This window comes from Enterobacter sp. BIDMC92 (assembly GCF_001030225.1).
GTDB lineage: Bacteria > Pseudomonadota > Gammaproteobacteria > Enterobacterales > Enterobacteriaceae > Enterobacter > Enterobacter sichuanensis.
In genome coordinates this window covers 4,066,290-4,092,662 of the sequence record NZ_KQ087598.1, presented here as the reverse complement: position 1 = coordinate 4,092,662, position 26,373 = coordinate 4,066,290, and the positions used below count along the sequence as shown (strand labels likewise).

Sequence of the window (26,373 nt, the reverse complement as noted above, 5' to 3'; positions counted from 1 at the left end):
CCAGATTCAGGCCGCAGCCAGCGCCCGGTCGTTACGAATGGGAGCCGTGGCCAGAGCATTTACGCGGTATTCCATGCGGAGCGACAACCCGCGCCGGCACCCCCTGCAAAATAACCGTACTCTACCGTAGCAGGCGCTGTCAGCGGCGCTCTGGCGCGTTCAGCCATTTTAGGTAGTGAGCGCACCCTCAAAACAGATCGTGCGCATGGCAGGTCGCTGGCGCGTCACAGCATGGCAAAAAAATCTTTCGCAGACAAAAATCGCACTACACCGCACCCGCCTGCGGTTTTTGGATCGTAAAAATTTTTCAGTTTTATTTTCCTACAAACCAGGCCGCCACACCGCGCCAGTGCTGGCGGCTTTGCGGAAAACCGGAACTGAAAAGTTTGAAGAGAATTTCAGTGTTTTTCACTTTTATGGATCTGTGGAGGATCTAAGGAAAATCATAACCAACAGATAAATAAGAGAAAAATTAATTTTATGTGAGATTTGAAGGATCGTTTTGGTTTCTTGTCTTAACGGCGCAACCGGGCGACAGGGCAGAGCTGGCGCGGTACAGGGGGAAATTAAGGATTACTGGAAAACTGAAAAATTACGTCTGGAAGCGCCCGTGAGCTTTGGTTATTCTTTGTTCGGGTTCAGAACAATACGGATGAGATATAGATATTAAACAGGTTGCATTAGGGATTCTCGATGGGATCTCCTCCATACCAAACACAGCTTACATGGGTGTTGTAAGAAGCTGGGAGGGAAGCGGGCTTGCCGGGGATAGCGCTAAACAAAGAAACCAGGCTTAGACGGAGCGTTTTTTCTATATGCTCAAGAGCCTGGGTAATGCTGAGTCACCATTACGCAGACTAATAACTATCGTTTTCACGTCGTTCTATCAGAAACTCAATGATGATGGTAAAGAGGCCGTAAACAATAAATTGGGTTACGGAGCCGGGAGCGTTGGTGGGCGAACAGCAGGGCAAATAGCTCTGGCACAGTCAACCGCAAGTCTGATGTTGAACCGTCTGGCGATTGACCAGGCGTACAAGCATTTTATTCGGTTCAGCGCTTCAGCAGCGTTAAACGTCGTGATGTTTCAGGGAATCATCGAAGAGTCAGCCAGAGCGTCAAGACGGATGAAAGCTAAATATCCCTCTACATACGCCAGGGTGTCAAAAGAGAATCTGGATATGGTCTATTTTCTCGTTGAACAGCAGTTAGAGCCTTACCTGGTGTTCATTGAAGGACACCCTATTGATTGCAAAGGAATACAGAATGAAATTTGTATAATCGTTAATGTCCCACGCAATTGAGGGAACCATCACCTTTCTGGCTGTGATTTTTGCTATGGGGTCATTCTTCTGGTTTGAAAGCACATGGATGAAGATTGCCGGGTGTGTTGGTGCATTGATAGTCGGCTACTTGCTTTCATACGGAGCGGCAAAAATCAGAGGCGGATAATAAAAAAATCATGCACTACTATGCAGAATGCGGCCTGGCGGATGCCTGCAAAAAATAGTGAGGGGACAAAAAGGGGCACCCGCAATTCCCTTAACAAAAAAGCCACTCATGTGAGTGACTTAATTATATGATTCTAAAAATAAAATTTGGTGGCCCCTGCTGGACTTGAACCAGCGACCAAGCGATTATGAGTCGCCTGCTCTAACCACTGAGCTAAGGGGCCGTGGCGGTGAATTATAAAGTAACTCCCCTCAGCAATCCAGCCATTCACACCTGCCTGCTGTTTTTATAAACAACGCATAATCAATCCTTTATACTTCCCTGACGATGTATTGAGCGGGAGTAATGATGATCAACGATATTCTGGCCCCTGGCCTGCGGGTGGTGTTCTGCGGCATTAACCCGGGCAAGTCCTCGGCGCACACCGGTTTTCACTTTGCCCATCCGGGAAATCGCTTCTGGAAGGTGATCTATCAGGCCGGGTTTACCGACAGGTTACTAAAGCCCGAAGAGGAACAGCACCTGCTGGATACGCGCTGCGGCATTACCATGCTGGTTGAGCGGCCTACGGTACAGGCGAGCGAAGTCAACCTGCATGAGTTGCGCAGTGGCGGCCGGGAGCTGATCAAGAAGATTGAAGATTATCAGCCCGCCGCGCTGGCGATCCTCGGTAAACAGGCCTACGAGCAGGCATTCAGTCAGCGTGGGGCGCAGTGGGGCAAGCAGGCTATCACCATCGGTGTGACGCAGGTGTGGGTGCTGCCGAATCCGAGCGGGCTCAACAGGGCAACGCTGGACAAGCTGGTAGAGGCCTATCGGGAGCTGGATGAGGCGCTGATGGTGCGGGGGCTTTAATCCTCTGCGGCCTGATGCCCTTACCCCACATGGAGAGGGAATAAACAAAAAAAAAGCTCCCGATTGGGAGCTTTTTGCTGTTTACCTGGGTTAGTCGTCCAGGAAGCTACGCAGCACTTCAGAGCGGCTTGGGTGACGCAGCTTACGCAGCGCCTTCGCTTCGATCTGACGGATACGTTCGCGGGTTACGTCGAATTGTTTACCCACTTCTTCCAGCGTGTGGTCGGTGTTCATATCGATACCGAAACGCATACGCAGCACTTTGGCTTCACGGGCGGTCAGGCCGGCCAGAACGTCGTGCGTGGCAGCACGCAGGCTCTCGGTGGTGGCAGAGTCCAGCGGCAGCTCGAGGGTGGTATCCTCGATGAAATCCCCCAGATGCGAATCTTCATCGTCACCGATAGGTGTTTCCATGGAGATTGGCTCTTTGGCGATCTTCAGCACTTTACGGATCTTGTCTTCCGGCATCAGCATGCGCTCGGCCAGCTCTTCAGGCGTCGGCTCACGACCCATCTCCTGCAGCATCTGGCGGGAAATACGGTTGAGCTTGTTGATGGTCTCAATCATATGCACCGGAATACGGATGGTGCGCGCCTGATCCGCGATAGAGCGGGTGATAGCCTGACGGATCCACCAGGTTGCGTAGGTGGAGAACTTGTAACCACGACGGTATTCAAACTTATCTACCGCTTTCATCAGACCGATGTTGCCTTCCTGAATCAGATCCAGGAACTGCAGACCACGGTTGGTGTATTTCTTGGCGATAGAGATAACCAGACGTAAGTTCGCTTCAACCATCTCTTTCTTCGCGCGGCGGGCTTTCGCTTCACCGATGGACATACGACGGTTGATGTCTTTAACCTGCTCGATGGTCAGGCCAGTCTCTTCTTCAATCTGCTGCAGTTTCTGCAGGCCGCGATACACGTCTTCTTTCACGTCGTGCAGTTTTTCAGACCACGGCTTGTTCATCGCGATAGCTGCGTTGAACCAGGTTTCGCTGGTTTCGTTGCCGGTGAAGAGGGTGATGAAGTTCTTCTTCGGCATTTTGCACTGCTCAACGCACAGCTTCATGATGATGCGTTCCTGGGTACGTACGCGATCCATCATCACGCGCATGCTGTTCACCAGGTAGTCGAACTGTTTTGGCACCAGGCGGAACTGTTTGAACACTTCAGACAGTTTCAGGATCTCTTCCTGAGCGGCGGCATGGCTGCGGCCTTTCGCTTTGATGGTGTCACGCGTCACTTCGTATTGAGTACGCAGCTCGGCAAATTTCTCACGTGCCAGTTCCGGGTCGATGCTGTTGTCATCATCCGCGGTGTCGTCGTCGCTCTCTTCCTCATCTTCGTCTTCGTCATCATCCATCTCTTCCTGAGACAGTTCAGAACCGACGTGAGTAGCGGTTGGTGCCATATCTTCTTCAGCGTTCGGGTCGACAAAACCGGTGATCAGGTCAGACAGGCGCGCTTCTTCCGCTTCAACGCGATCGTACTGCTCCAGCAGATAGGTGATCGCTTCCGGGTACTCAGCTACAGAGCACTGAACCTGGTTGATCCCGTCTTCGATGCGTTTTGCGATGTCAATTTCGCCTTCGCGGGTCAACAGTTCAACGGTACCCATTTCGCGCATGTACATGCGGACCGGGTCAGTAGTACGCCCGATTTCAGATTCCACGCTGGACAGTACCTGTGCAGCAGCTTCTTCCGCATCTTCGTCAGTGTTGTTGGAGGTTTCAGCCAGCAACAGATCATCGGCATCCGGTGCTTCTTCCATCACCTGAATGCCCATGTCATTGATCATTTGGATGATATCTTCGATTTGATCTGAATCGACGATATCTTCCGGCAGATGGTCATTGACCTCGGCATAGGTCAGATAGCCTTGCTCCTTACCACGTTGGACAAGAAGTTTCAGCTGTGACTGCGGGTTTTGCTCCATAAGACGGTATCCACACTTAATTCGTTTGATTGGTGTCGGCGATGGGGCTGCCAACCTTTAAAGCGAGGGCGTACTTATATTTTTGCCGCTGCCTCTCAGTGCGGCTGCCGGGGGCTTCCCGATCGATATTCGGCACTTAAGCCGTTAAATACTTTTGTCTTTGACTTATTTCTTCGCCAGTTCCTGGTTAATCATCCAGAGCTCCCGGCGCTCTTCGCTGCTCAAACCGTGTGTGCGCTCGCGAGCAATCAACTCTTCCTGGCGCAGCTCAAGCATCGAATCAAACATATGGTTGAGTGAGTCGGTGAACGTTTTTTCTGCAATGTCCTTATCAGCTATATCGTCCCACATCGACAATTTTTCAAGGGTAGCGGCCTCTTTTGTGCCGCGATAATGCTCTAAAAGTTGTCCGGTGGTCAGACCTGGCTGAGACAAACAAGTGTTGACCAGTTCTGAAAATAAGCCAAGTCCGGGCAATTTTTCGTGGTCCAAACCCGCCAGCGACGGCACCTGCGGCGCAAGCTCGGGGTTTTGAACCAGCAACCCTATCAGTATACGCATGGTTGTGCGTTTTAGCTGAGGCGCGGCGCGAACCGTGCCGTTTTCAGCCTGTTTAGGCATTAATCGTTCAAGCTGGCTGTCATCCAGAATGCCGAGCTTGTTGCCTAACTCCTGACGCAGATAGATACGCAGCGTTTCGCCGGGCACCTGGCTGATTAACGGCAGCGCCAGTGTACTGAGCTGCGCGCGCCCGTCAGGGGTACTCAAATCGACCTGCGGCATCAGGCTGTTAAACAAAAACGTGGAGAGCGGCTGAGCCTGCTCCATCCGCGCTTCAAACGCCGCTTTGCCCTCTTTACGCACCAGCGTATCCGGGTCTTCACCGTCAGGCAGAAACATAAAGCGCAACTGACGGCCGTCGGTCATGTAAGGTAGCGCGGTTTCCAGTGCGCGCCAGGCGGCGTCACGTCCTGCGCGGTCACCGTCGTAACAACAAATCACGTTGTTGGTCACGCGGAACAGCAGCTGGATATGATCCGCCGTTGTGGACGTTCCTAACGACGCAACCGCGTAGTTAATGTCGTACTGCGCCAGCGCAACGACGTCCATATACCCTTCGACGACCAGAAGACGCGGAGGTTCCGCATTGTTCTGTTGCGCCTCATAAAGGCCGTAAAGCTGGCGGCCCTTATGGAAAATATCGGTTTCCGGGGAGTTGAGATACTTCGGCAGGGCATCACCCAGCACGCGACCACCAAAACCAATCACCCGGCCACGCTTGTCGCGGATCGGGAACATCACCCGTTCACGGAAGCGGTCGTAGCTACGTCCCTGGTCGTTGGTGACCAGCATGCCTGCATCGATAAGAGACTTACGATCTTCGCTATTGCCGCCAAAACGCTTTAACACGTTGTCCCAGCCGGGCGGGGCGTAACCAATAGCGAAACGCGCAATGACCTCATCGCTCAGTCCGCGCTTGTTCAGATACTGACGCGCAGGCTCAGCCGCAGAGTGCTTAAGAGACTGTTGGTAAAACGAATTCAGGCCATCCATCAGTTGATACAGCGTTTGCCGTTGATGGCGCTCGATCTGACTTGGTCCACTGCCTGCTTCATACGGCACTTCAAGGTTATGCATCGCCGCCAGCTCTTCGACGGTTTCAACGAACTCGAGCTTGTCGTAGTTCATTAAAAAATCAACGGCATTACCGTGAGCACCACAGCCGAAGCAATGGTAAAACTGCTTTTCACCGTTTACGGTGAAGGAGGGGGTTTTTTCGTTATGGAACGGACAGCACGCATGGTAATTCTTGCCCTGCTTTTTCAGCTTTACCCGCGCGTCGATGAGATCGACGATGTCGGTTCTGGCGAGCAGGTCATTGATGAAAACGCGTGGGATTCTTCCGGCCATATGCCCCAAAATTTAAGCGACTTATAAACGAAAACAAGCCGCGCATTCCTTCCGGAAGCACGGCCTTACGACTATTACTCTGTCTGTCAATTGAGGGCGTTGGCCCTCAATCAATTAGTACAGACGAGTACGGCGTGCGTTTTCGCGAGCCAGTTTCTTCGCGTGACGTTTCACAGCGGAAGCTTTAGCGCGCTTACGTTCGGTCGTTGGTTTTTCATAAAACTCACGACGACGAACTTCAGCCAGAACACCTGCTTTCTCGCATGAACGTTTGAAGCGACGCAGTGCTACGTCGAACGGCTCGTTTTCACGTACTTTAATTACCGGCATGTAACTCTCACCTTTAATAAATTCGGTTTGCCGCTGGCATCAGCGCCAGCTTATTTCAAAATGGTGCGGAATTTTACTGCAAATGCTGCTGCTTTGTAAAGCACCGAAGCGATTTTGAAAGGGACTTTTATAAGGGGGGAGAGTATACACGAGCGGATGTCCTGGGGCGAACAAAGTTTTACATCAACCCGCATTCGCCCTACACTGCGCGGTATTGAAGCGAGGTAAAACAAGTCATGCGTGTACTGGGTATTGAAACATCCTGCGATGAAACCGGCATCGCCATTTACGACGACGAAAAAGGGCTTCTGGCCAACCAACTGTATAGTCAGGTGAAATTGCACGCTGACTACGGCGGCGTCGTGCCTGAACTGGCCTCTCGTGACCACGTGCGTAAAACGGTTCCCCTGATTCAGGCGGCGTTGAAAGAGGCCGGGTTGCGTTCAAACGATATTGATGCCGTGGCCTATACCGCAGGCCCGGGGCTGGTTGGCGCGCTGCTGGTTGGCGCCACGGTGGGACGTTCGCTGGCGTTCGCGTGGGATGTGCCGGCCATTCCGGTTCACCATATGGAAGGGCATCTTCTGGCACCGATGCTGGAAGAGAATCCGCCTGAGTTTCCGTTTGTGGCGCTGCTGGTCTCAGGTGGGCATACCCAGCTGATCAGCGTGACGGGCATTGGCAAGTATGAACTGCTGGGCGAGTCGATCGACGACGCCGCCGGTGAAGCGTTCGACAAAACCGCCAAACTGCTGGGGCTGGATTACCCGGGCGGCCCGATGCTGTCCAGAATGGCGTCGCAGGGAACGGAAGGGCGCTTTGTCTTCCCGCGCCCGATGACCGACCGGCCAGGGCTGGATTTCAGCTTCTCCGGGCTGAAAACCTTCGCGGCCAACACTATCCGCAATAATGATGACAGCGAGCAGACCCGGGCCGATATTGCCCGCGCGTTCGAAGATGCGGTGGTCGATACGCTGATGATCAAGTGCAAGCGCGCGCTGGATCAGACCGGCTTTAAGCGTCTGGTGATGGCCGGTGGCGTCAGCGCCAACCGCACGCTGCGCGCGAAGCTGGCCGAGATGATGCAAAAACGTCGCGGGGAAGTGTTCTATGCGCGTCCGGAATTCTGTACCGATAACGGGGCGATGATCGCCTACGCCGGGATGGTGCGTCTGAACGCGGGAGCGACCGCCGATCTCAGCGTCTCCGTACGTCCGCGTTGGCCGCTGGCGGAACTGCCCGAGGCCTGAAGGCGCTAAACCCGGATGTCAGATGGCGATATCAAACATCCGGGTTGTGGTGAGCAGACAATAAAGATGGCAGTCGCTGGCGACATGTAATTTCTCCATCGCCCGAAGTTTATGTGCGCTGACGGTTTTGATGCTCAGATGCATCTGCCTCGCGATTGCCACCAGCGGCAACCCTCTGCACAGCAGACGCAGCACATCCATCTCACGCGGCGACAGCTCGTCTGCGCTCTGCTTTCCTGACTGGAAAAAGGCGTTCATTGTTGAGCGCTCAATATACATCTCCCCGCCAGCCACGGTAACCAGGGCCTGAATGAGCCGCTTTTCACTGACATTGCGGGTAATGTAGCCGTGGGCGCCCGCTTTCAGCGCCGCGCGGATCAGCTGTGGGTTGCTGTAGGGGGAAACCATAATAACCTTCAGCAGCGGATATTGACGGGTGATCCACTTCAGCAGCGCTAGACCATCCATTCCGCAGGCAGGATGTGGCCCCTGCGATGTGCGCAGGTTGTAGCCCAGCAGCAAAATGTCAGGCGTTTCTTGCGCGAGCATCTCCACCAGGGCTGATGTCGCATCCGCTTCCCCCGCCAAAGTAAAGGAAAGCGAGTGAAGACTCAGATTAGTTGCCAGCTGATCCACAATAATGGCGTACAGTCCCCGCCGAAAAATAGGGTTTTCATCAGCAATGGTAAATTTGACGGTCACGGAGGTTCCTCTTGCGTTATACGCGTATATGTCCTGGTTGAAATTATTTTACCTGAGAGATGGTTTTATCTGTAAAACTTGCGGGAAGATATTTTTATTGTCGTTATTTGTTTTTAAGTAATTTTATTTGCATGACTGGTTGACTTATTTCCTCTCTTTTTTGTGACGATTTATAAAGAAAGTTCTCAGCGTTAAATAGAGGGTTCTCATTGTTCCGTGATGCGCATTAATACAGTTTGAATAAAGCAATTAAGCGTATACATGTCATAAAGGAACAATGGCTCAAATGAAAAAAAGTATTCTCTCACTGTTAATTTGCGCAGCGGTAACCAGTTCTGCGTATGCTGAAGCAGCAACAAAGGTAGAGTTCGCTCAGGAGGGCGTCACGTATACGGCTATCGTCGTAAAACTTAAGCCCGGCAAGCCCCTGCTGAAAGCTACAAACACCGCCACCACGACGGCGCCAGATGAGCTCACGCTCGGCGATCCCTCTTTAGTGGCGAATAAAATGTTTCGCTCCAATAAACTTCGTAGCACCCAGTCAGATGAATTAACTAAACTGGATGCTACCTACGGGTTTGATCGCTATATGCGGATAGATATTCCTGAAAACAAAAGTCAGGATAAAGCCTTTATTAACCACGCGATTGCCGAGCTGGAACAAAATCCAAAAGTTGAATTAGTGTATGCGGAAGCCATGCCGGTTTCGCTGGATGAATATCAACATGATAATACCACGGCGCCGCTTTTACGCCAGTCCGCCGGAAATGCGACGCTGACCGCTACTGCCGTTCCTGATTTCCGTAACCTGCAGGATTATTTAAAATCCTCTGCGGAAAAACGCCCGGGTTATTATATGGGTGGGGTTAACCGCGACGGCGTTAGCGGTTATGCCGGTAGCGATGGGACTGGCGTTACCATTATCTCCACCGAAAACTGCGCCTGGAACACCAGCCACGTTAACTTACCGGCGATGGCCCTGAGCCAGGGCGACCGCACCTGGAAACCCGGCTGTGGCGATCATGACTCCTCTTCCGTGGGGATTATGGCAGGGAAAGATATCGGCAGCGGTATTCGCGGCTTTGCCTGGAACAGTAAGGTGGGTTATGCCGCCTGGCAGACGAACAATCTCTATAACATGATCCCCCTGCTGAAAGCGGGTGACGTGGTGCAGGTGGGTATGCAGGCCGAAAGCGCCAAACCTGCTGGCTGCACGAAAGAGTGTTATAACCCGTGGGAGGCGCAGCCAGCCTTCTTTGATATCACTAAGGCGCTGACCGATAAAGGGGTATATGTCATCGCTGCCGCAGGTAATGGTGGCCTCAGCCTTGACGATCCGGCTTACAACGGCAAATTTGATCTGTCAGTGAAGGATTCCGGCGCGATTATTGTTGGCGCAATGTGTGCGAGTGATGGCAAAAAAGCGTACTTCAGCAGCTATGGTTCACGCGTGACCAGCGCGGCATGGGGCTGCTGGGACGTGGTGACCACCGGCAGTGGCGATTTGTACAGAGACGGCGTCAATAACTACACCCGTTCATTTGCCGGTACGTCCTCCGCTAACCCCATCATTGCAGGTGTGGTGGCGAGCCTGTCAGGGATTGCAAAAGCGCACGGGATTACCGTTACGCCGAAGCAGATGCGTCAGATTCTGCAGGAAACCGGGACGCCGCTGGCAAACGGGGATTCGGCCAGGATTGGCACCTTCCCGGATATGGAGCGTGCGGTTGCCCGTATTATGGCGCTGAAAGACGGCGGCACGCCTGCCGCTCCGGCGCCAACTGCCGCCGCGGGAGCGGATTATACGATGGTCTCCCCGACGACTGGCGTAAGTACCTATCCACTGGACGGCAGCAAGAGCCTGAATGCCGTATCCTTTAACTGGAGCGTGACGAAAGGGGCGGGAACCTTCTCGCTGGAAGAAAAACTGAACGGCACGCTGGTCAAGAGTGTGGATAGCGCGCATGCCTATGCCGTCATTCCTGCCAACAGCGAGGGAGAGGCGACCTACACCCTGACCACCACCGGCGCGGATGGGCGTACCGCGACCGACAGCATGACCATTAAGGTCAGTAAGCCCGTGGTGCCGCCGAAGGACGATACGCCGGCGAAAGATGACACGCCGGTAAAACCTGCGGCGCCGGCCTACAACGCCAAAATTGCCTATCCAACCAAATGCACCAAAGTCTCGTACGACGGTAAAATCTGGTTTAACCAGTGGTATGTCAACCCGGGCCAGGAAACGCCGGGAACCGGCGGCCAGTGGGGCGCATGGCGCGAACAGGGTTCTTCTAATAACAGCTGTAAATAACCCTCACGGCCTGGCGTTATGCCAGGCCTTTTTTAGATCCGCAACATCCCTTTCTCTTCCAGAAACGCAACGATCGTCGCCAGACCGTCACCCGCTTTCAGGTTGGTAAAGGTCCACGGACGCTCGCCGCGCATGCGGTTGGTGTCGCGCTCCATCACCTCCAGCGAAGCGCCCACGTACGGCGCGAGATCGGTTTTGTTGATCACCAGAAAATCGGATTTGGTGATCCCCGGCCCGCCCTTGCGCGGGATCTTCTCACCTTCGGCCACGTCGATGACGTAGATCGTCAGGTCAGCCAGCTCAGGGCTGAAGGTCGCGCTCAGGTTATCGCCGCCGCTTTCAACGAAGATCAGATCCAGATTGCCGAATTTTTCGCTCAGCGCTTCAACGGCCGCCAGGTTCATTGAGGCATCTTCGCGGATGGCGGTGTGCGGGCAGCCGCCAGTCTCCACGCCGACGATGCGCTCCGGCTCAAGGGCGCCCGCTTCGGTCAGGATGCGCTGATCCTCTTTGGTGTAGATATCATTCGTCACCACCGCCAGGTGATACGTGTCGCGCATCGCCTTGCAGAGTGCTTCCAGCAGCGCGGTTTTGCCCGAACCCACCGGGCCGCCCACGCCCACGCGCAGGGGATGTTTGTAATCAGCCATGTTGCTTCCTCAGGAACGGAAAAGTCGTGAATATTGTGTTTCGTGGCGGGCAGAAGCGATGGCGGAAAGCGGCGTTGCCGCCCCCAGCTCGTCGTCGCCACGTAAAAAAGCCTGTTCAAGCCCGGCCGCAAAATGGTCGCTCAGCGCAATAATCAGCTGCTGTGCGGCCTGTTGCCCAAACGGCACCAGCTTGACGCCCGCCATTACCGCGCTCTCAATCCAGCTATAGCCGAGACTCAGGGCCAGCTCGCGCACGCCAATGCCCCAGCGTACGCCGAGCCACGCCATGCCGCAGAGCTGGCTCTGCATAAACAGCGTCTGCCACCGGGCCGGGCAGTCCGGCTCCCAGCTTTTAATGAGACGCGTAAAGGCGGCACCGCGATTGCGCTCTTCTTCCCGCAGTTCACGGGTTTCCCTGCAGGCGAGAAGGTAAGCCGTCCAGCGTTTTGCTGCCGCAAGGTCGCCTTGTTCACAGGCCCGGTACAGCCGGACAAACAGCGGCAGGTCAACGCAGAAAAAGCTCTGCTCCATCTGTAGCGTTTGCCAGCGTTTAAAGGCGTCGGCATCTGTGATCCAGCCTGCTTCCACGGCCCACTCCAGCCCCTGCGACCAGGTAAATGACCCGACCGGCAGGCTGCTGCTGGAGAGCTGCATCAGGCGCAGCCACTGGCGGGAATGCTCCATCAGCTCATCAGCGCCAGCAGGGCAGAGACGATCAGCCCGCCGCCGAAGGTTTTGCGCAGGCCGTCGTGTCGGCGCAGCAGCAAGCCTGCGGCGAAACTGGCGCACAGTACGGTAGCGCTGGCGAACATAAACCCGCTGGTAAAGAGCCAGAAGCTATGGCCGGACATCTCCACGCCGTGCGCCCAGCCGTGGAACATCGCCAGGGCTGGCACCGCCAGCAGCAGGCGGTTTTCGGTTTTAAACATCATCACGCCGCAGACCGCCAGCGAGGCGATAATCAGCATCTCCATGCCGCTAAAGCCGCCGAGCAGGCTACCCGCCACGGCGCCGACAAGCATCATCCCGAGGGTGGCAAACGGCAGCAGCAGTTTGCGGCCGCTCAGCGCCGAGAGCACGCCGGCGCCCGCCAGCATCAGCAAGTGATCGAGCCCGGTCAGCGGGTGGAAGAAACCAGCCTGAAAGCTGTCGGCGCCGTGGCCAGGATGGGCGAGCGCGGGAACCGAAAAGGCCAGCAGTAACAGGGGAAGTAACGTGCGCATGAGTAATCCTTAGTGTGAATGGGCGTGAGAGTGGCTATGACTGTGGGCATCGCTGGCATACGCGCCCGCTTCCGGTTCAAATGGCAGCGTGGCGTACGTCACCTCCAGCCCGAACTGGCGCAGCATGTCGTCGAGAACATGATCGTGGTGGTAGCGCAACTCGCCGGGCATCACCTGCAAAGGCACGTGGCGGTTGCCCAGGTGGTAGCAGGCGCGGGCGAGCAGGAACGGATCGGCGCAGCGCACCACGGAGACGGACTCCGGGGCGGCGATCACTTCGATCACCTCGCTGCCGTCGTCGTTGCTGAGCAGGTCGCCGCCGCGCAGCAGTAAACCGCGCGGCAGCATCAGTCCGGCTTCGCGTCCGTCGTTCAGCGCCACGCGGGCGCGGCTTTTCACCCGCACGTCAATCGGCAGCGTGACGCTGGCGGTAATCGGGTGCGCATGGTCCAGGCGTTGGGTTAAATAGATCATCATCACTCCTCAAAACAGGAAATAGCGTTGCGCCATCGGCAGAACCTCAGCCGGTTCGCTGGTAATCAGTTCACCGTCAACGCGCACTTCATAGGTTTGCGAATCGACGGTGATAGTTGGTTGCAGGCCGTTATGGATCATGTCCGCCTTTTTCACCGTCCGGCACCCTTTCACCACCGCGGTGGCGCTCTGCAGGTTGAGCTGCTGCGGGATGCCCAGCGCGTCAGCGGCCTGCGAGACAAACGTCAGCCGCGTGGCGTGACGCGCGGCACCCAGCGCACCAAACATCGGGCGATAGTGGACCGGTTGCGGGGTGGGTATGGAGGCGTTGATATCGCCCATCGGCGCGCAGGCGATCATTCCGCCCTTGACGATGGTGGCGGGTTTTACGCCGAAGAACGCCGGGGACCAGACCACTAAATCCGCCAGCTTGCCCGCCTCGATGGAGCCTACTTCATGGGCGATGCCGTGGGTGAGCGCCGGGTTAATGGTGTATTTGGCGATATAGCGCTTCACGCGGAAGTTGTCGTTATCGCCGCTTTCTTCCGGCAGGGCGCCGCGCTGGACCTTCATGCGGTGCGCCACCTGCCAGGTGCGGATAATCACTTCTCCCACGCGGCCCATGGCCTGAGAGTCTGACGAAGTGAGAGAAAACGCGCCGATATCGTGCAGCACGTCTTCGGCGGCGATGGTCTCCCGGCGAATGCGGGATTCGGCAAAGGCTACGTCTTCGGCGATATCCGGATCGAGGTGGTGACACACCATCAGCATGTCGAGATGCTCGTCGATGGTATTCACCGTGTAGGGCAGCGTCGGGTTGGTGGAGGAGGGCAGAATATTCGGGTGCGCGCAGGCGGTGATAATATCCGGCGCATGGCCGCCACCTGCCCCTTCGGTGTGGAAGGTGTGGATAGTTCGCCCGCCAATGGCGGACAGCGTGTCCTCCACAAAGCCGGACTCGTTCAGCGTGTCGCTGTGCAGCGCCACCTGAATATCCATCTCTTCAGCCACCTCAAGCGAGCAGTTGATCGCCGCAGGCGTCGCGCCCCAGTCCTCGTGGATCTTAAGCCCAATGGCGCCGGCTGCGATTTGCTCGCGCAGCGCGTCGGGGTTTGAACCGTTGCCCTTGCCGAGCAGACCGATGTTCACCGGCAGAGTATCCGCAGCCTGCAGCATGCGGGCGATATACCAAGGGCCGGGCGTGCAGGTGGTGGCGTTGGTGCCCGCCGCGGGCCCGGTGCCGCCGCCGATCATGGTGGTGACGCCGGAGACCAGCGCCTCTTCCGCCTGCTGCGGGCAGATCCAGTGGATGTGGGTGTCGATCCCGCCGGCGGTGACGATCTTCCCTTCGGCAGCGATCACTTCCGTCGCGGCGCCAATCGGGATCGTTACGCCGGGCTGAATGTCCGGGTTGCCGGCTTTGCCGACGGCAAAGATCCGCCCGTTCTTCACGCCGATGTCGGCTTTCACGATCCCCCAGTGATCGACAATCAGCGCGTTGGTCAGCACCAGATCCACGCAGTCGTCTGCGGTCATCTGCCCCTGGCCCATGCCGTCGCGGATCACCTTCCCGCCGCCGAACTTGACCTCTTCGCCGTAGACGGTGAGATCGTCTTCCACTTCGATCCACAACTCGCTGTCGGCCAGCCGAACTTTATCGCCGGTGGTAGGGCCGAACATATCGGCGTAAGCCTGGCGCGAAATCTCAGCCATTTTTCACCTCTCCCATTACCTCGCCGCGAAAACCGACGATGCGCTGCGCGCCCGTCACCTGCACCAGCGTCACTTCACGCTTCTGGCCGGGCTCGAAGCGCACGGCGGTACCCGCCGGGATATTCAGCCGGTAGCCGCGGGTGGCCTCCCGGTCAAACTTCAGCGCCGGGTTGACCTCGTAAAAGTGGTAGTGCGACCCGACCTGGATCGGCCTGTCGCCGTGGTTTTCGACGATGACACGCCGGGTGTCTCGCCCGACGTTGAGGGCGATAGTACCGGGCTTGATCTGGTATTCACCTGGGATCATCACGCGCTCCTTAGACGATCGGGTTATGGACGGTGACGAGCTTGGATCCGTCCGGGAAGGTGGCTTCCACCTGAATATCCGGGATCATCTCCGGTACGCCCTCCATCACCTGGTCACGTCTCAGAACGTGGCGGCCCGCCTCCATCAGTGCGGCGACGGTTTCGCCATCGCGCGCGCCTTCCATAATGAAGGCGCTGATCAGCGCGACCGATTCCGGGTAATTGAGCTTTACTCCGCGCGCAAGGCGGCGTTCGGCAACCAGCGCGGCGGTGAACAGCAACAGCTTGTCTTTTTCTCTGGGGGTCAGTTCCATAACGTTTCTCTTATGTCTGCCAGATACGCGGCGAACAGGCGGGTTTGGTGGTGAGAAGCGGGCGAAGCGACTGCCAGATGTCGCGCATCACCCGCTGGCAAATCAGGTTGTCGTGGGAGAGAAAACGCACCGACATGAGATCGTCCGTGAGCGTGGCGCCCGCAAACGTATCCAGTGGGGCGAGCAGCACCCGCGCCGCGTCGAGATGTTCTTCTCTGGCCGGATAGAACAGCAGCGTGCCGAGCCACGGTTGCCCGGCAACGGGCGTGAGATCGCCGTTGCTGAGATGCTGACGTTCAATCAGGCGCGGTTCGTCGTCGACCCACACCTCAAGGCGGCTCTCCAGCGTGCCGTGGCTAAAGGTCTCACCGATCACCGGACGCCCCAGGCAGTACAACTCCCACGCCAGCAGCGTACTGGAGGCCTTCAGATGGAAGACGGAACGCAGCGCGGCATTGGCGCCGGGAAAGATAATGGTGTCCTGCGGCAGCCACTCCAGCGTGGAGCCATCATCGAGATAAAAGTGCTGATTCAGGCAGGCCTGCGGGCCGCTGCTGCGATAGAACTTACTGGCGCCGGGCATGGTGATGAGCGCGTGGCTATTGGCGTCCAGCCGGACAGATATGTCCAGCGTATCGCCGCCCACAACGCCACCTGGTGGGTGCAGCAGATAGAGGTGGCAGGTTTCACCTTCAGGATAAAACGGCCGCTGAACGGTTAGCGGCCCGAGGTGATGAGCGGAGTGCAGGAGGGTTTTCTCAGGGGTGTGACAAAACTGCAGGGCAAGCGACGCCTGCCAGCCTTTATACGTATTATCAGTGACCTGAGCTGCTAACATGCTGCATCCATCTGCTCATCATCGGGGTCGTTTCAGTATGCCCTGGCAGAATTGAAGGCTGTCATATGAGTCGCTTATGGATAAAAACCGGCTCATATGATTAATGCAGGCCGGGTAAGCGCAGCGCCACCCGGCAAGAAAGGCGATGAGACTAGCGGTAATCCTCCGCATCCACGTCATACCCGGACGGCTCCCAGCGGATCGCCAGCAGCGAGGCCAGGCCGATAAACGGCGCCAGCGCAATCACCCAGAACACGGCGGTATCAAGGGATGCGACCAGCAGCGGGAAAAGGAACAGCGACAGCGTGGAACTGCTGCGCATCAGCGTCTGGTTGAGACCCACGCCGACGCCGCGCAGCGAGGTCGGGTAGCTCAGGGAGGCAAACGTCATGGTATGCGCACCCGGACCAAAGCCCTGGCCGAACAGGAACAGGGCCAGCATGCCGACGGCGACCACACCTTCCGTTGCGCCTTCAGGCCGCCCCACCAGCGCCAGCCCGAGCAGCGCGACCAGCTGGCAGGCGTAGCCCGCAAGCGACATCCGCCAGGCACCGAAGCGCGGCACGTAGCGTACCGCCAGCAGCCCGCCGACGAAGGCAAACAGCAGGTTAAGCACCAGGGAAATCAGAATGGTCGTCAGCATCGACTGAACAAAGAAGCTGGAGATGATCACCGGCAGACCAAACGCCACGGCGTTATAGGCGAAGGAGGAGACCACAGACAGCAGCGTGGCGAGCGTCGTACGGCGTAAATAGATGCCGCGAAACAGGTTCAGGTAGTTTGCCCATTTTGCTTTATTGACGACAGGTGCTGGCTGGCTGAGCGCGTCCTGCGGTACGTGGGCATTGATGTTATAAGACTGTCGTAAAATCGACGCCGCCTCTTTCAGGTTGCCCTGATTCGCCGCCCAGACCGGCGATTCGCTCATATAGCGGCTACGAATAGCAATAATCACCAGCGCCGGCACCGCGCCAAAACCGAGGATCAGGCGCCACAGCCAGTCACTGTGGCTTTCCGGCAGCACGGCGTAGAAGAAGAGCACCAGCAGATAGGAGACGCTGATGGCGGCATACCAGGTGGGGCACCACATCGCGACGCTGGAGGCTTTGTTTCCCGGGCCTTTCAGCCTGGCAAACTCGCTTAAAAAGGCCATCGCCACGGGCAGGTCGATCCCGACCCCAAGCCCCATTACAAACCGGGCGCCCGCCAGCACGTATTCGTTAGGTGCCAGCGCGCAGGCAATGGCGGCCACCACGAAGAAGAGCATGTCGGCCATAAAGACCCGGTAGCGGCCAATTTTGTCCGTAAGATAACCGCCAAGCAGCGCCCCGACAATGGCCCCAAAGGTAATGGCCGAGGCCACCATGCCGGTGCCTGCTGGCGTGAGGTTAAATTCGCGGGTGATGTCTTTGATACCGAACGCCAGCGCACCAAGGTCGTAGGCGTCGAGAAAAATACCGCCCAATGCGATGCCGATAACGATGCGTGCATTGGCTCGTCCCTGCGAACCGTGATTGACCAGCCGCGAAACGTCAGCGGCGCTGCGCACCCACTGGATATCGCCATCCGCTGCGTGGCGTGGTGTTGAAAGAGGAGTGGTGTCTGTAATGTCTGCCATTTTCTTCTGATGTGGTTGTGTTGTGTCTCTAACAGTTACCACAGGCAGAAGGTGACCAAAATCACATTTGGCTATAAGGCATAACTAACCTTATTGAGCGTCTTTTTTCTTCCTCTTGAGCTTCGTCCAGATTTTGGTCTCCTGACGACGCCACAGGCGCTGAATATTATCGTGATGGCGCAGCAGGATAAGGCAGGAGAGCATCGACACCGGGAAGGTAAATTGCGGTTTGAACCACCAGACGTAGAACGGGGCGATCAGCGCGCTGACGATGGCGCCCAGCGACGAATAGCCGCTGAGAAGAATGGTCAACAGCCAGGTGCCAGCCATCACGCCGGTCAGGTCCCAACCGATAGGCGCAATGGCACCAAAGGCCGTCGCCACGCCTTTACCGCCTTTAAAGCCGAAGAATACGGGCCAGATGTGGCCAACGCAGGCGGCAATCGCAATCAGCCCCAGCCAGAACGGCGTGACGCCCAGCGCATACGCGCCCCAGACGGGTAGCATCCCTTTCAGAACATCAAAAATCAAAACCGCTACGGCTGCTCCCTTGCCGCCAATTCGTAGTACGTTGGTCGCTCCCGGGTTCCCGGAACCACTTTCACGCGGGTCAGGTAACCCGGCGATGCGGCAGACCAGAATGGCGCTGGAGATTGAGCCGCAAAGGTAGGCGAGGAGGATCATTCCAGGCGCGATTGCACTCATAACGCTGTTCCGTTTTGAAAATGTATCTGTATTCTCAGCATCTGTGGATAATACGCATAATTCGCCGGAAGTGGTATCCGGTTTAGCCAAAAAGCAGGCAGGTCGTGATGGATATTGTATTTATAGAGCAACTTTCGGTAATCACCACAATTGGTGTTTACGACTGGGAACAGACCATCGAGCAGAAGCTGGTGTTCGATATCGAAATGGGCTGGGATAACCGCAAGTCGGCAAAAAGTGATGACGTGAATGACTGTCTGAGCTATGCCGACATCAGTGAAACGGTCATCGCCCACGTTGAAGGGCAACGTTTTGCGCTGGTCGAGCGGGTGGCGGAAGAGGTGGCGGAACTGCTGCTGAGCAAATTCAACTCACCGTGGGTACGCATCAAACTAAGCAAGCCGGGCGCGGTGGCGCGTGCCGCCAATGTGGGTGTCATCATCGAGCGTGGCACAAATCTGAAAGGGAAGATTTAACGTCATAATAGCTAAACCATTTTAGGTTATACCGGTCTCAGGACTGTATCTTTATCGGTTGTCCGTATGGGACACCGTTTTTTTATATCTTTTTAGGGGTTTATAGATGAGCGATATGCACTCGCTGCTGGTGGCGGCAATACTGGGTGTGGTCGAAGGATTGACGGAGTTTTTACCGGTTTCCAGTACCGGCCATATGATTATCGTTGGCCATCTGCTGGGCTTTGAAGGCGATACCGCAAAAACCTTCGAAGTGGTCATTCAACTGGGTTCTATTCTGGCCGTGGTGGTCATGTTCTGGCGTCGTTTGTTTGGCCTGATCGGGATCCACTTTGGTCGTCTTCCTCAGCGCGAAGGTGAAGGTACCGGCCGTCTGACGCTTATCCATATTCTGCTCGGCATGCTTCCGGCGGTAGTGCTGGGGCTGGTATTCCACGACACCATTAAATCACTGTTCAACCCGATTAACGTGATGTACGCGCTGGTAGTAGGGGGCTTCCTGCTGATCGCCGCGGAAGTGCTGAAGCCAAAAACGCCGCGCGCGGAAGGTCTGGATGATATGACGTATCGTCAGGCGTTTATTATTGGCTGCTTCCAGTGTCTGGCGCTGTGGCCGGGCTTCTCGCGTTCTGGTGCCACCATTTCCGGCGGGATGCTGATGGGCGTGAGCCGTTACGCCGCGTCAGAGTTTTCGTTCCTGCTGGCCGTGCCGATGATGATGGGCGCCACCGCGCTTGACCTCTATAAAAGCATTGGTTTCCTGACCACCGGCGACATTCCGATGTTCGCTGTCGGCTTCATCACCGCGTTTATCGTGGCGCTGATTGCCATCAAAACCTTCCTGCAGCTGATTAAGCGTATCTCGTTTATTCCGTTCGCGATCTATCGCTTTATCGTCGCGGCTGCGGTGTACGTGGTCTTCTTCTGACCGACTGCCCTCAGTCTTTTGGCTGAGGGCAATGTTTTTCCTTCCAGTCTGATACCGCCTGAATTCGCCGTTTTGTCAGCTCTTCCCGAATCTCCGGTCCTTTGAATCCCGCCTCGACAACGTCTTTCGTCGGCACGGCTTTTGCCACGTTCCACGCCGCCCGAAGCAAGCGCCCTTGCGGATAGTCACAGGCTTCAAACCCGGTGCGCCCGCGCACGTCAGCCTCGCTGGTGAGCGCGATCTGCTCCACGCGCTGGGGTTTACGCCAGGCGTCGATGTTATCGAACAGTTTGACGATGGTGGCCGGTTTCAGGATCGGGAAGGTGTGAATCAGGTCGTGGAACTCGGCCACCAGTTTCGCCAGATCGCGGATCTCGTTCGGGACACGCAGACGCTGGCACAGCCCTTCGACCAGCTTCACCCCCGCCGGGCCATGACCGTGATGGCGAGGCCAGAATTCTTTTGGCGTTAAGCCTTTGCCCAGATCGTGGCACAGGGTAGAAAAGCGCACGTCCACGTCCGGGCTCAGCATGGCGGCCATGCTGAGCGTCATCAGCGTATGCACGCCGGTATCAATTTCCGGGTGCCATTTCGCTGGCGCGGGGACGCCAAACAGCGCATCTATTTCCGGGAACAGCACCTTCAGCGCGCCACAGTCGCGCAGAACCTGGAAAAAGACCTGCGGGTTTCGGGTGGTGAGGGCATTTTCCGTCTCTTTCCAGACGCGCTCTGGCGTCAGGTGTGCAAGCTCGCCGGCTTCGGTCATGGCGGTCATCAGCGCCATTGTCTCATCGGCAATCCGGAAGCTGAGATGAGCGTACCGTGCGGCAAAGCGCGCCACGCGCAGCACGCGCAGCGGATCTTCAGAAAACGCCGGGGAGACGTGACGTAAAAGACGGTTTCGCAGATCGTCCTGGCCGCCATAGGCGTCAACGATCTGGCCGTTCTCGTCCTGCGCCAGCGCGTTGATGGTGAGATCGCGACGCTGAAGGTCTTGCTCCAGCGTCACGTCCGGCGCGGCATAGCAGGTGAAGCCGGTATAGCCCGAGCCCGATTTCCGCTCGGTACGCGCCAGGGCGTACTCTTCGCGGCTTTGCGGGTGCAGAAACACGGGAAAATCGCGGCCTACCTGCTGGTAGTCCGCGTCGAGCATCTCTTCCGGGGTGGCGCCTACCACCACCCAGTCTTTATCTTTGACCGGCAGACCTAACAACGCATCTCGTACCGCACCACCGACCAGATAACTCTTCACGCCTTACACTCCTGTTTTCTCTTTTCCAGGATAATACGTAAGTCTGGCAGAGAAGACGAATTAGTTCATCCAGCGGTCTTTACGCTTACGGCTTGGGATCAGATGCGGCAGAACCAGACCCAGCACCAGACCCACGCCCAGCACGCCGCCGCCATACATAAACCACTGCATGATGATGGTGCGCTGTTTGTCATCGAGCTGCAGATTGGCGGCATTCACTTTCTTCTGCGCGACAATCAGCTCGTTTTTCAGTTTCTGGTTCTCTTCTTTCAGACCGTTGATCACCCCATCGCTCTGCGCCACTTTCTGCTGCATTTCAGCGGTGCGCTGGTTCCAGGTGCCGTCGATGTTATTCAGCTTGTCGGTCAGGGTTTTTACCTGGTTTTCCAGATCCGGCACGCGGGTGCGCAGGCTTGGCACGGTGCTCAGCTCTTTCAGCGGGATCCAGGACGTACGGCCGGAACTGTCGCGAACCTGACCGTAATTGGTCTCCGCGTTGGTCTGTAACAGCGTCACTTCCTCGCCGGCATTTACCGTGCCCACGAGGCGATAATTATCTCCGGGGCCACTGCGTACCCAGGTGTTCAGTTCGTCAGAAACGTAACGCTTCTCTTCAGCGTGCACGGCGGTTGCGGCGCTAAAAGCGAGTAAAGTAAGTCCAATCAGGCGTAATTTAAGCATCATTAGTCGTTATTTTCATAAAAAGTGGAACGATAGTAGTGGCAACAGTGTCTCTACGCAAAGCATTCGTCAGCAATCAGAATCATCTGTGTCACGACTCTACACATTTACGCCCGTCAAATTGCTCATTGCATGGCAATTTGGCGCAAAATACTATGTACTGACAAATAAATGGCGAGGAAGTTCGCCCTCATTGACGCGTCTGTGACGCCCGCAAAAGTACAAGGCTATGGCTCAGGAAATCGAATTAAAATTTATCGTCGAAAAAGACAGCGTTGACGCACTCCGCCAGCATCTGCATACGCTTTCCGGCGAACACCATGCACCGGTACAACTGCTTAATATCTATTACGAAACGCCAGACAAGTGGCTGCGCCGCCACGATATGGGGCTGCGCATCCGCGGCGCAAGCGGACGCTACGAGATGACGATGAAAATTGCCGGCCGCGTGGTCGGCGGGTTACATCAGCGTCCGGAATATAATATCGACATCAATAAGCCAGAACTTGAGCTGGAACGTTTCCCGGCCGAAGTCTGGCCGGAAGGTGTGTTGCCTTCCACCCTCGCGGAACAGGTGCAGCCGCTGTTCAGCACCGATTTCTGGCGCGAAAAATGGCTGGTGGCAGAAGGCAAAAGCCGCATTGAAATCGCCCTGGATTTGGGTGACGTGAAGGCGGGTGAGTTCCAGGAGCCGATTTGCGAACTGGAGCTTGAGCTGCTGGAAGGGGATGCGAACGATGTGCTGAAGCTGGCGCGCAAGCTGGTGAACCAGTCCGGATTGCGCCAGGGGAGCCTGAGCAAAGCCGCGCGGGGCTACCATCTGGCCGCCGGGAATGCGCCACGTGCGCTGAAAGAGACAACCATTTTGCACGTTGCGCCGAAAGCCAGCGTTGAGCAGGGACTGGAAGCCGCACTGGAACTGGCGCTTTCTCAGTGGCAGTACCATGAAGAGCTGTGGGTGCGAAACGTGAAACACGCCAAATACCACGTGCTGTCGGCTATTGCCCTGGTGCGCCATACCCTGGCGCTCTTCGGCGGCATCGTCCCTCGGAAAGCGAGTGCTCACTTACGTGATCTGCTGACGCAAACCGAAACGCTGATGCTTTCCGACGTCTCGGCGCAAACGGCGATCTACAGCCCGCAAACCGCAACGGCAAAACTCGCACTGACCGAGTTCCTGGTGACGCGCGGCTGGCGCGCTTTCCTGGATGCGAAAGCGCAGGCCAAAATCGCGGAAAACTTTAAGCGTTTTGCGGATATTCATCTCTCCCGTCATGCCGCCGAGCTGAAAAACACCTTTGCCTATCCGCTGGGCGATAGGTATGGCGATCAGCTCCCTCGTCTTTCGCGCAACATCGACAGCATGCTGCTCCTCTCCGGTGCTTACGACGGTCCAAAGGCGCAGGCGTGGCTGGAAAACTGGCAGGGGCTGAAGCATGCCATTGAAACCCGTCAGCATATTGAGATAGAGCATTTCCGTAACGAGGCCATTTCGCAGGAGCCGTTCTGGCTGCACAGCGGAAAACGTTAACTCTGGCAAGGAACCCCTAAAATGCCGCTTTCTTCGCAGTTACAGCAGCAGTGGCAGACCGTTTGCGAACGTCTGCCTGAGTCATTACCGGCGTCATCGTTAAGCGAACAGGCGAAGAGCGTGCTCGCCTTCAGTGACTTTGTGCAGGAAAGTATTACCGCCAATCCGGACTGGCTGGCGGAGCTTGAAAACGCACCGCCGCAGGCAGATGAGTGGCGGCACTATGCTGGCTGGCTGCAGACTGCACTCGAAGACGTTGCGGATGAGGCCGCGCTGATGCGCGCCCTGCGCCAGTTCCGCCGTCGGGTGATGGTGCGCATTGCCTGGGCGCAGGCGCTGGAAATCGTGAGTGAAGAGAGCACGCTGCAGCAGTTAAGCGAGCTGGCGCAAACGTTGATTGTCGCCGCGCGAGACTGGCTCTACGCCGCCTGCTGTAAAGAGTGGGGCACGCCGTGCAGCGAGGAAGGGGTTCCTCAGCCACTGTTGATCCTGGGGATGGGCAAGCTGGGCGGCTGCGAACTGAATTTCTCCTCCGATATCGACCTGATTTTTGCCTGGCCGGAGAACGGCTCTACGCGCGGCGGGCGTCGCGAGCTGGACAATGCCCAGTTCTTTACCCGTCTCGGTCAGCGTCTGATTAAGGCGCTGGATCAACCCACCCAGGACGGGTTTGTCTACCGTGTGGACATGCGCCTGCGTCCGTTTGGCGACAGCGGCCCGCTGGTGCTGAGCTTTGCGGCGCTGGAAGATTATTACCAGGAGCAAGGGCGCGACTGGGAGCGTTACGCGATGGTCAAAGCGCGGATCATGGGCGACAGCGACGATGCCTATGCCAATGAGCTGCGCGCCATGCTGCGCCCGTTTGTCTTCCGTCGTTATATCGATTTCAGCGTCATCCAGTCCCTGCGTAATATGAAAGGGATGATCGCCCGTGAGGTGCGCCGTCGCGGCCTGAAGGACAATATCAAGCTTGGCGCTGGCGGCATCCGCGAAATTGAATTTATTGTTCAGGTCTTCCAGCTTATTCGCGGCGGACGCGAGCCGTCGCTACAGTCCCGCTCGCTGCTGCCGACGCTGTCAGCGATTGAGCAACTGCACCTTCTGCCGGACGGCGATGCGCACACCCTGCGCGAGGCCTACCTGTTCCTGCGTCGTCTGGAAAACCTGCTGCAAAGCATCAATGACGAACAGACCCAGACCCTGCCGGGCGATGACCTTAACCGGGCGCGTCTGGCGTGGGGAATGCGCGTGGACGACTGGTCAACGCTGACCGAACGGCTCGATGCTCATATGGCAGGCGTGCGCCGAATCTTTAACGAGCTGATCGGTGATGATGAAAGCGAATCGCAGGACGATGCGCTTTCCGAACACTGGCGCGAGCTGTGGCAGGACGCGCTCCAGGAAGATGACACCACGCCGGTGTTGACGCACTTAACCGACGACGCGCGCCATCGCGTGGTGGCGCTGATTGCCGATTTCCGTCTCGAACTGAACAAACGCGCCATTGGGCCGCGCGGACGTCAGGTGCTGGATCACCTGATGCCGCACCTGCTGAGCGAGGTCTGTTCGCGGGCTGATGCGCCGGTGCCCCTGTCACGCATGATGCCGCTGCTGAGTGGCATTATCACGCGCACCACCTATCTTGAACTGCTAAGCGAGTTCCCCGGCGCGCTGAAGCACCTGATTACGCTCTGCGCCGCGTCGCCGATGGTGGCTAACAAGCTGGCGCGTTACCCGCTGCTGCTGGATGAGCTACTCGATCCAAATACCCTCTATCAGCCGACGGCAACCGATGCCTACCGGGACGAGCTGCGTCAGTATCTGCTGCGCGTGCCGGAAGAGGACGAGGAGCAACAGCTGGAGGCGCTGCGTCAGTTTAAGCAGGCGCAGATGCTGCGCGTGGCGGCGGCGGATATCGCCGGCACGCTGCCGGTGATGAAAGTGAGCGATCACTTAACCTGGCTTGCGGAAGCGATCATCGACGCGGTGGTACAGCAGGCATGGGTGCAGATGGTGGCGCGCTACGGCCAGCCGAAACATCTGGCCGATCGTGAAGGTCGCGGCTTCGCGGTGGTAGGCTACGGCAAGCTCGGCGGCTGGGAGCTGGGCTATAGCTCCGATCTGGATTTGATCTTCCTGCACGACTGCCCGGTCGACGTGATGACCGACGGCGAGCGTGAGATTGACGGGCGTCAGTTCTACCTGCGCCTGGCGCAGCGCATTATGCATCTGTTCAGCACCCGCACCTCGTCGGGCATTTTATATGAAGTCGATGCCCGTCTGCGTCCATCCGGCGCGGCGGGCATGCTGGTCACCTCGACGGAATCCTTCGCCGATTATCAGAAGAATGAAGCCTGGACGTGGGAGCATCAGGCGCTGGTGCGCGCCCGCGTGGTGTATGGCGATCCGCAGCTCAAAACGCAGTTCGATGCTATCCGTAAGGAGGTCATGACCACCCCGCGTGAGGGCAGTACGCTGCAGACCGAAGTGCGCGAGATGCGTGAAAAAATGCGCGCGCATCTGGGCAATAAACACCGCGATCGCTTTGATATCAAAGCCGACGAGGGCGGTATTACCGATATCGAGTTTATTACCCAGTATCTGGTGCTGCTCCACGCGCACGACAAGCCGAAGCTGACGCGCTGGTCGGATAACGTGCGCATTCTGGAACTGCTGGCGCAAAATGACATCATGGACGAGCAGGAGGCGCTGGCCTTAACCCGCGCCTACACCACGCTGCGCGATGAACTTCATCATCTGGCGTTGCAGGAGCAGCCAGGGCATGTGGCGCTGGACTGTTTCACCGCTGAACGCGCTCAGGTAACGGCCAGCTGGCAGAAGTGGCTGGTGGAACCGTGCGTAACAAAACAAGTGTGATATTATCGCGCGCAAATTGTGAATCTTTCTGGAGTCAG

25 protein-coding genes and 1 tRNA gene are annotated in these 26,373 nt (G+C 56.9%); 9 read left to right on the top strand and 17 right to left on the bottom strand.

Going from position 1 to position 26,373, the window contains the following annotated elements:
- The first annotated feature begins 205 nt into the window (after positions 1-205).
- Positions 206-460 carry a hypothetical protein gene (locus SP99_RS24775; protein ID WP_053060180.1) on the top strand — a complete coding sequence of 85 codons (255 nt, stop codon included), beginning with the start codon at positions 206-208 and terminating at the stop codon, positions 458-460.
- A gap of 355 nt (positions 461-815) precedes the next feature.
- Positions 816-1,304: a hypothetical protein gene (locus SP99_RS19100; protein WP_047959492.1), complete on the top strand. Its 489-nt coding sequence runs from the start codon at positions 816-818 to the stop codon at positions 1,302-1,304.
- Positions 1,305-1,599: 295 nt separating this feature from the next.
- Here SP99_RS19100 and SP99_RS19095 read toward each other — a convergent pair.
- Positions 1,600-1,675: transfer RNA gene (locus SP99_RS19095), tRNA-Ile, on the bottom strand.
- Between the two features lie 125 nt (positions 1,676-1,800).
- Here SP99_RS19095 and mug point away from each other — a divergent pair.
- A complete protein-coding gene (mug, locus tag SP99_RS19090; RefSeq protein ID WP_025758550.1) occupies positions 1,801-2,307 on the top strand; it encodes a G/U mismatch-specific DNA glycosylase in 507 nt (168 codons plus the stop codon).
- Between the two features lie 90 nt (positions 2,308-2,397).
- Here mug and rpoD read toward each other — a convergent pair whose 3' ends face one another.
- The 3 genes from rpoD to rpsU all read right to left on the bottom strand — a co-directional run bounded on the left by rpoD (position 2,398) and on the right by rpsU (position 6,486).
- Entirely contained in the window at positions 2,398-4,245 is a 1,848-nt protein-coding gene (rpoD, locus tag SP99_RS19085; protein WP_025758549.1) for an RNA polymerase sigma factor RpoD, read from the bottom strand.
- 165 nt (positions 4,246-4,410) lie between these two features.
- Positions 4,411-6,156, bottom strand: coding sequence for a DNA primase (dnaG, locus tag SP99_RS19080; protein WP_025758547.1), 1,746 nt, complete (start codon positions 6,154-6,156; stop codon positions 4,411-4,413).
- Between the two features lie 114 nt (positions 6,157-6,270).
- Entirely contained in the window at positions 6,271-6,486 is a 216-nt protein-coding gene (rpsU, locus tag SP99_RS19075; RefSeq protein WP_001144069.1) for a 30S ribosomal protein S21, read from the bottom strand.
- Between the two features lie 236 nt (positions 6,487-6,722).
- On the opposite strand from rpsU, the gene tsaD reads away from it, so the two are divergent.
- Positions 6,723-7,736, top strand: a complete 1,014-nt coding sequence (gene tsaD / locus SP99_RS19070; protein ID WP_025758545.1) for a tRNA (adenosine(37)-N6)-threonylcarbamoyltransferase complex transferase subunit TsaD — start codon at positions 6,723-6,725, stop codon at positions 7,734-7,736.
- An 18-nt stretch (positions 7,737-7,754) separates the two neighbouring features.
- Here tsaD and SP99_RS19065 read toward each other — a convergent pair whose 3' ends face one another.
- Entirely contained in the window at positions 7,755-8,438 is a 684-nt protein-coding gene (locus tag SP99_RS19065; RefSeq protein WP_047959491.1) for a response regulator transcription factor, read from the bottom strand.
- Between the two features lie 286 nt (positions 8,439-8,724).
- On the opposite strand from SP99_RS19065, the gene SP99_RS19060 reads away from it, so the two are divergent.
- Positions 8,725-10,749 (top strand): S8 family serine peptidase, encoded by a 2,025-nt coding sequence (locus SP99_RS19060; protein WP_047959490.1) that lies wholly within the window; start codon positions 8,725-8,727, stop codon positions 10,747-10,749.
- A gap of 32 nt (positions 10,750-10,781) precedes the next feature.
- Here SP99_RS19060 and ureG read toward each other — a convergent pair whose 3' ends face one another.
- The 10 genes from ureG to plsY form a co-directional block, all read right to left on the bottom strand.
- Positions 10,782-11,399, bottom strand: coding sequence for an urease accessory protein UreG (ureG, locus tag SP99_RS19055; protein ID WP_047959489.1), 618 nt, complete (start codon positions 11,397-11,399; stop codon positions 10,782-10,784).
- 9 nt (positions 11,400-11,408) lie between these two features.
- Positions 11,409-12,083 carry an urease accessory protein UreF gene (locus SP99_RS19050; protein ID WP_047959488.1) on the bottom strand — a complete coding sequence of 225 codons (675 nt, stop codon included), beginning with the start codon at positions 12,081-12,083 and terminating at the stop codon, positions 11,409-11,411.
- Positions 12,083-12,622: a HupE/UreJ family protein gene (locus tag SP99_RS19045; protein WP_047959487.1), complete on the bottom strand. Its 540-nt coding sequence runs from the start codon at positions 12,620-12,622 to the stop codon at positions 12,083-12,085. Before SP99_RS19045 ends, SP99_RS19050 begins: the two co-directional genes overlap by 1 nt.
- 9 nt (positions 12,623-12,631) lie before the next feature.
- Positions 12,632-13,096 (bottom strand): urease accessory protein UreE, encoded by a 465-nt coding sequence (gene ureE / locus SP99_RS19040; protein WP_025758536.1) that lies wholly within the window; start codon positions 13,094-13,096, stop codon positions 12,632-12,634.
- Positions 13,097-13,105: 9 nt separating this feature from the next.
- Positions 13,106-14,809: an urease subunit alpha gene (gene ureC, locus SP99_RS19035; RefSeq protein WP_047959486.1), complete on the bottom strand. Its 1,704-nt coding sequence runs from the start codon at positions 14,807-14,809 to the stop codon at positions 13,106-13,108.
- A complete protein-coding gene (locus tag SP99_RS19030) occupies positions 14,802-15,116 on the bottom strand; it encodes an urease subunit beta (protein WP_047959485.1) in 315 nt (104 codons plus the stop codon). Before SP99_RS19030 ends, ureC begins: the two co-directional genes overlap by 8 nt.
- A gap of 10 nt (positions 15,117-15,126) precedes the next feature.
- Positions 15,127-15,429 carry an urease subunit gamma gene (locus SP99_RS19025; protein ID WP_025758533.1) on the bottom strand — a complete coding sequence of 101 codons (303 nt, stop codon included), beginning with the start codon at positions 15,427-15,429 and terminating at the stop codon, positions 15,127-15,129.
- Positions 15,430-15,439: 10 nt separating this feature from the next.
- The gene (locus tag SP99_RS19020; RefSeq protein ID WP_047959484.1) at positions 15,440-16,267 is read right to left on the bottom strand and encodes an urease accessory protein UreD; all 828 of its coding nucleotides are present in this window, start codon (positions 16,265-16,267) and stop codon (positions 15,440-15,442) included.
- A gap of 151 nt (positions 16,268-16,418) precedes the next feature.
- Positions 16,419-17,885 (bottom strand): MFS transporter, encoded by a 1,467-nt coding sequence (locus tag SP99_RS19015; RefSeq protein WP_047959483.1) that lies wholly within the window; start codon positions 17,883-17,885, stop codon positions 16,419-16,421.
- 90 nt (positions 17,886-17,975) lie between these two features.
- A complete protein-coding gene (gene plsY, locus SP99_RS19010) occupies positions 17,976-18,590 on the bottom strand; it encodes a glycerol-3-phosphate 1-O-acyltransferase PlsY (protein WP_045285917.1) in 615 nt (204 codons plus the stop codon).
- A 107-nt stretch (positions 18,591-18,697) separates the two neighbouring features.
- On the opposite strand from plsY, the gene folB reads away from it, so the two are divergent.
- Positions 18,698-19,066 (top strand): bifunctional dihydroneopterin aldolase/7,8-dihydroneopterin epimerase, encoded by a 369-nt coding sequence (gene folB, locus SP99_RS19005; RefSeq protein WP_025758528.1) that lies wholly within the window; start codon positions 18,698-18,700, stop codon positions 19,064-19,066.
- Positions 19,067-19,172: 106 nt separating this feature from the next.
- Positions 19,173-19,994: an undecaprenyl-diphosphate phosphatase gene (gene bacA, locus SP99_RS19000; protein ID WP_045285916.1), complete on the top strand. Its 822-nt coding sequence runs from the start codon at positions 19,173-19,175 to the stop codon at positions 19,992-19,994.
- 10 nt (positions 19,995-20,004) lie between these two features.
- On the opposite strand, the gene SP99_RS18995 is transcribed toward bacA, so the two are convergent.
- Entirely contained in the window at positions 20,005-21,246 is a 1,242-nt protein-coding gene (locus SP99_RS18995; protein WP_047959482.1) for a multifunctional CCA addition/repair protein, read from the bottom strand.
- A 60-nt stretch (positions 21,247-21,306) separates the two neighbouring features.
- Positions 21,307-21,927 (bottom strand): TIGR04211 family SH3 domain-containing protein, encoded by a 621-nt coding sequence (locus SP99_RS18990; RefSeq protein ID WP_025758524.1) that lies wholly within the window; start codon positions 21,925-21,927, stop codon positions 21,307-21,309.
- Positions 21,928-22,156: 229 nt separating this feature from the next.
- Between SP99_RS18990 and SP99_RS18985 the strand changes: the two genes are divergently transcribed.
- Both SP99_RS18985 and glnE read left to right on the top strand, forming a co-directional pair.
- A complete protein-coding gene (locus SP99_RS18985; protein WP_047959481.1) occupies positions 22,157-23,458 on the top strand; it encodes a CYTH domain-containing protein in 1,302 nt (433 codons plus the stop codon).
- Positions 23,459-23,479: 21 nt separating this feature from the next.
- Complete coding sequence (glnE, locus tag SP99_RS18980) at positions 23,480-26,335, top strand: bifunctional [glutamate--ammonia ligase]-adenylyl-L-tyrosine phosphorylase/[glutamate--ammonia-ligase] adenylyltransferase (protein ID WP_047959480.1); 2,856 nt, start codon at positions 23,480-23,482, stop codon at positions 26,333-26,335.
- Positions 26,336-26,373: the final 38 nt, after the last annotated feature.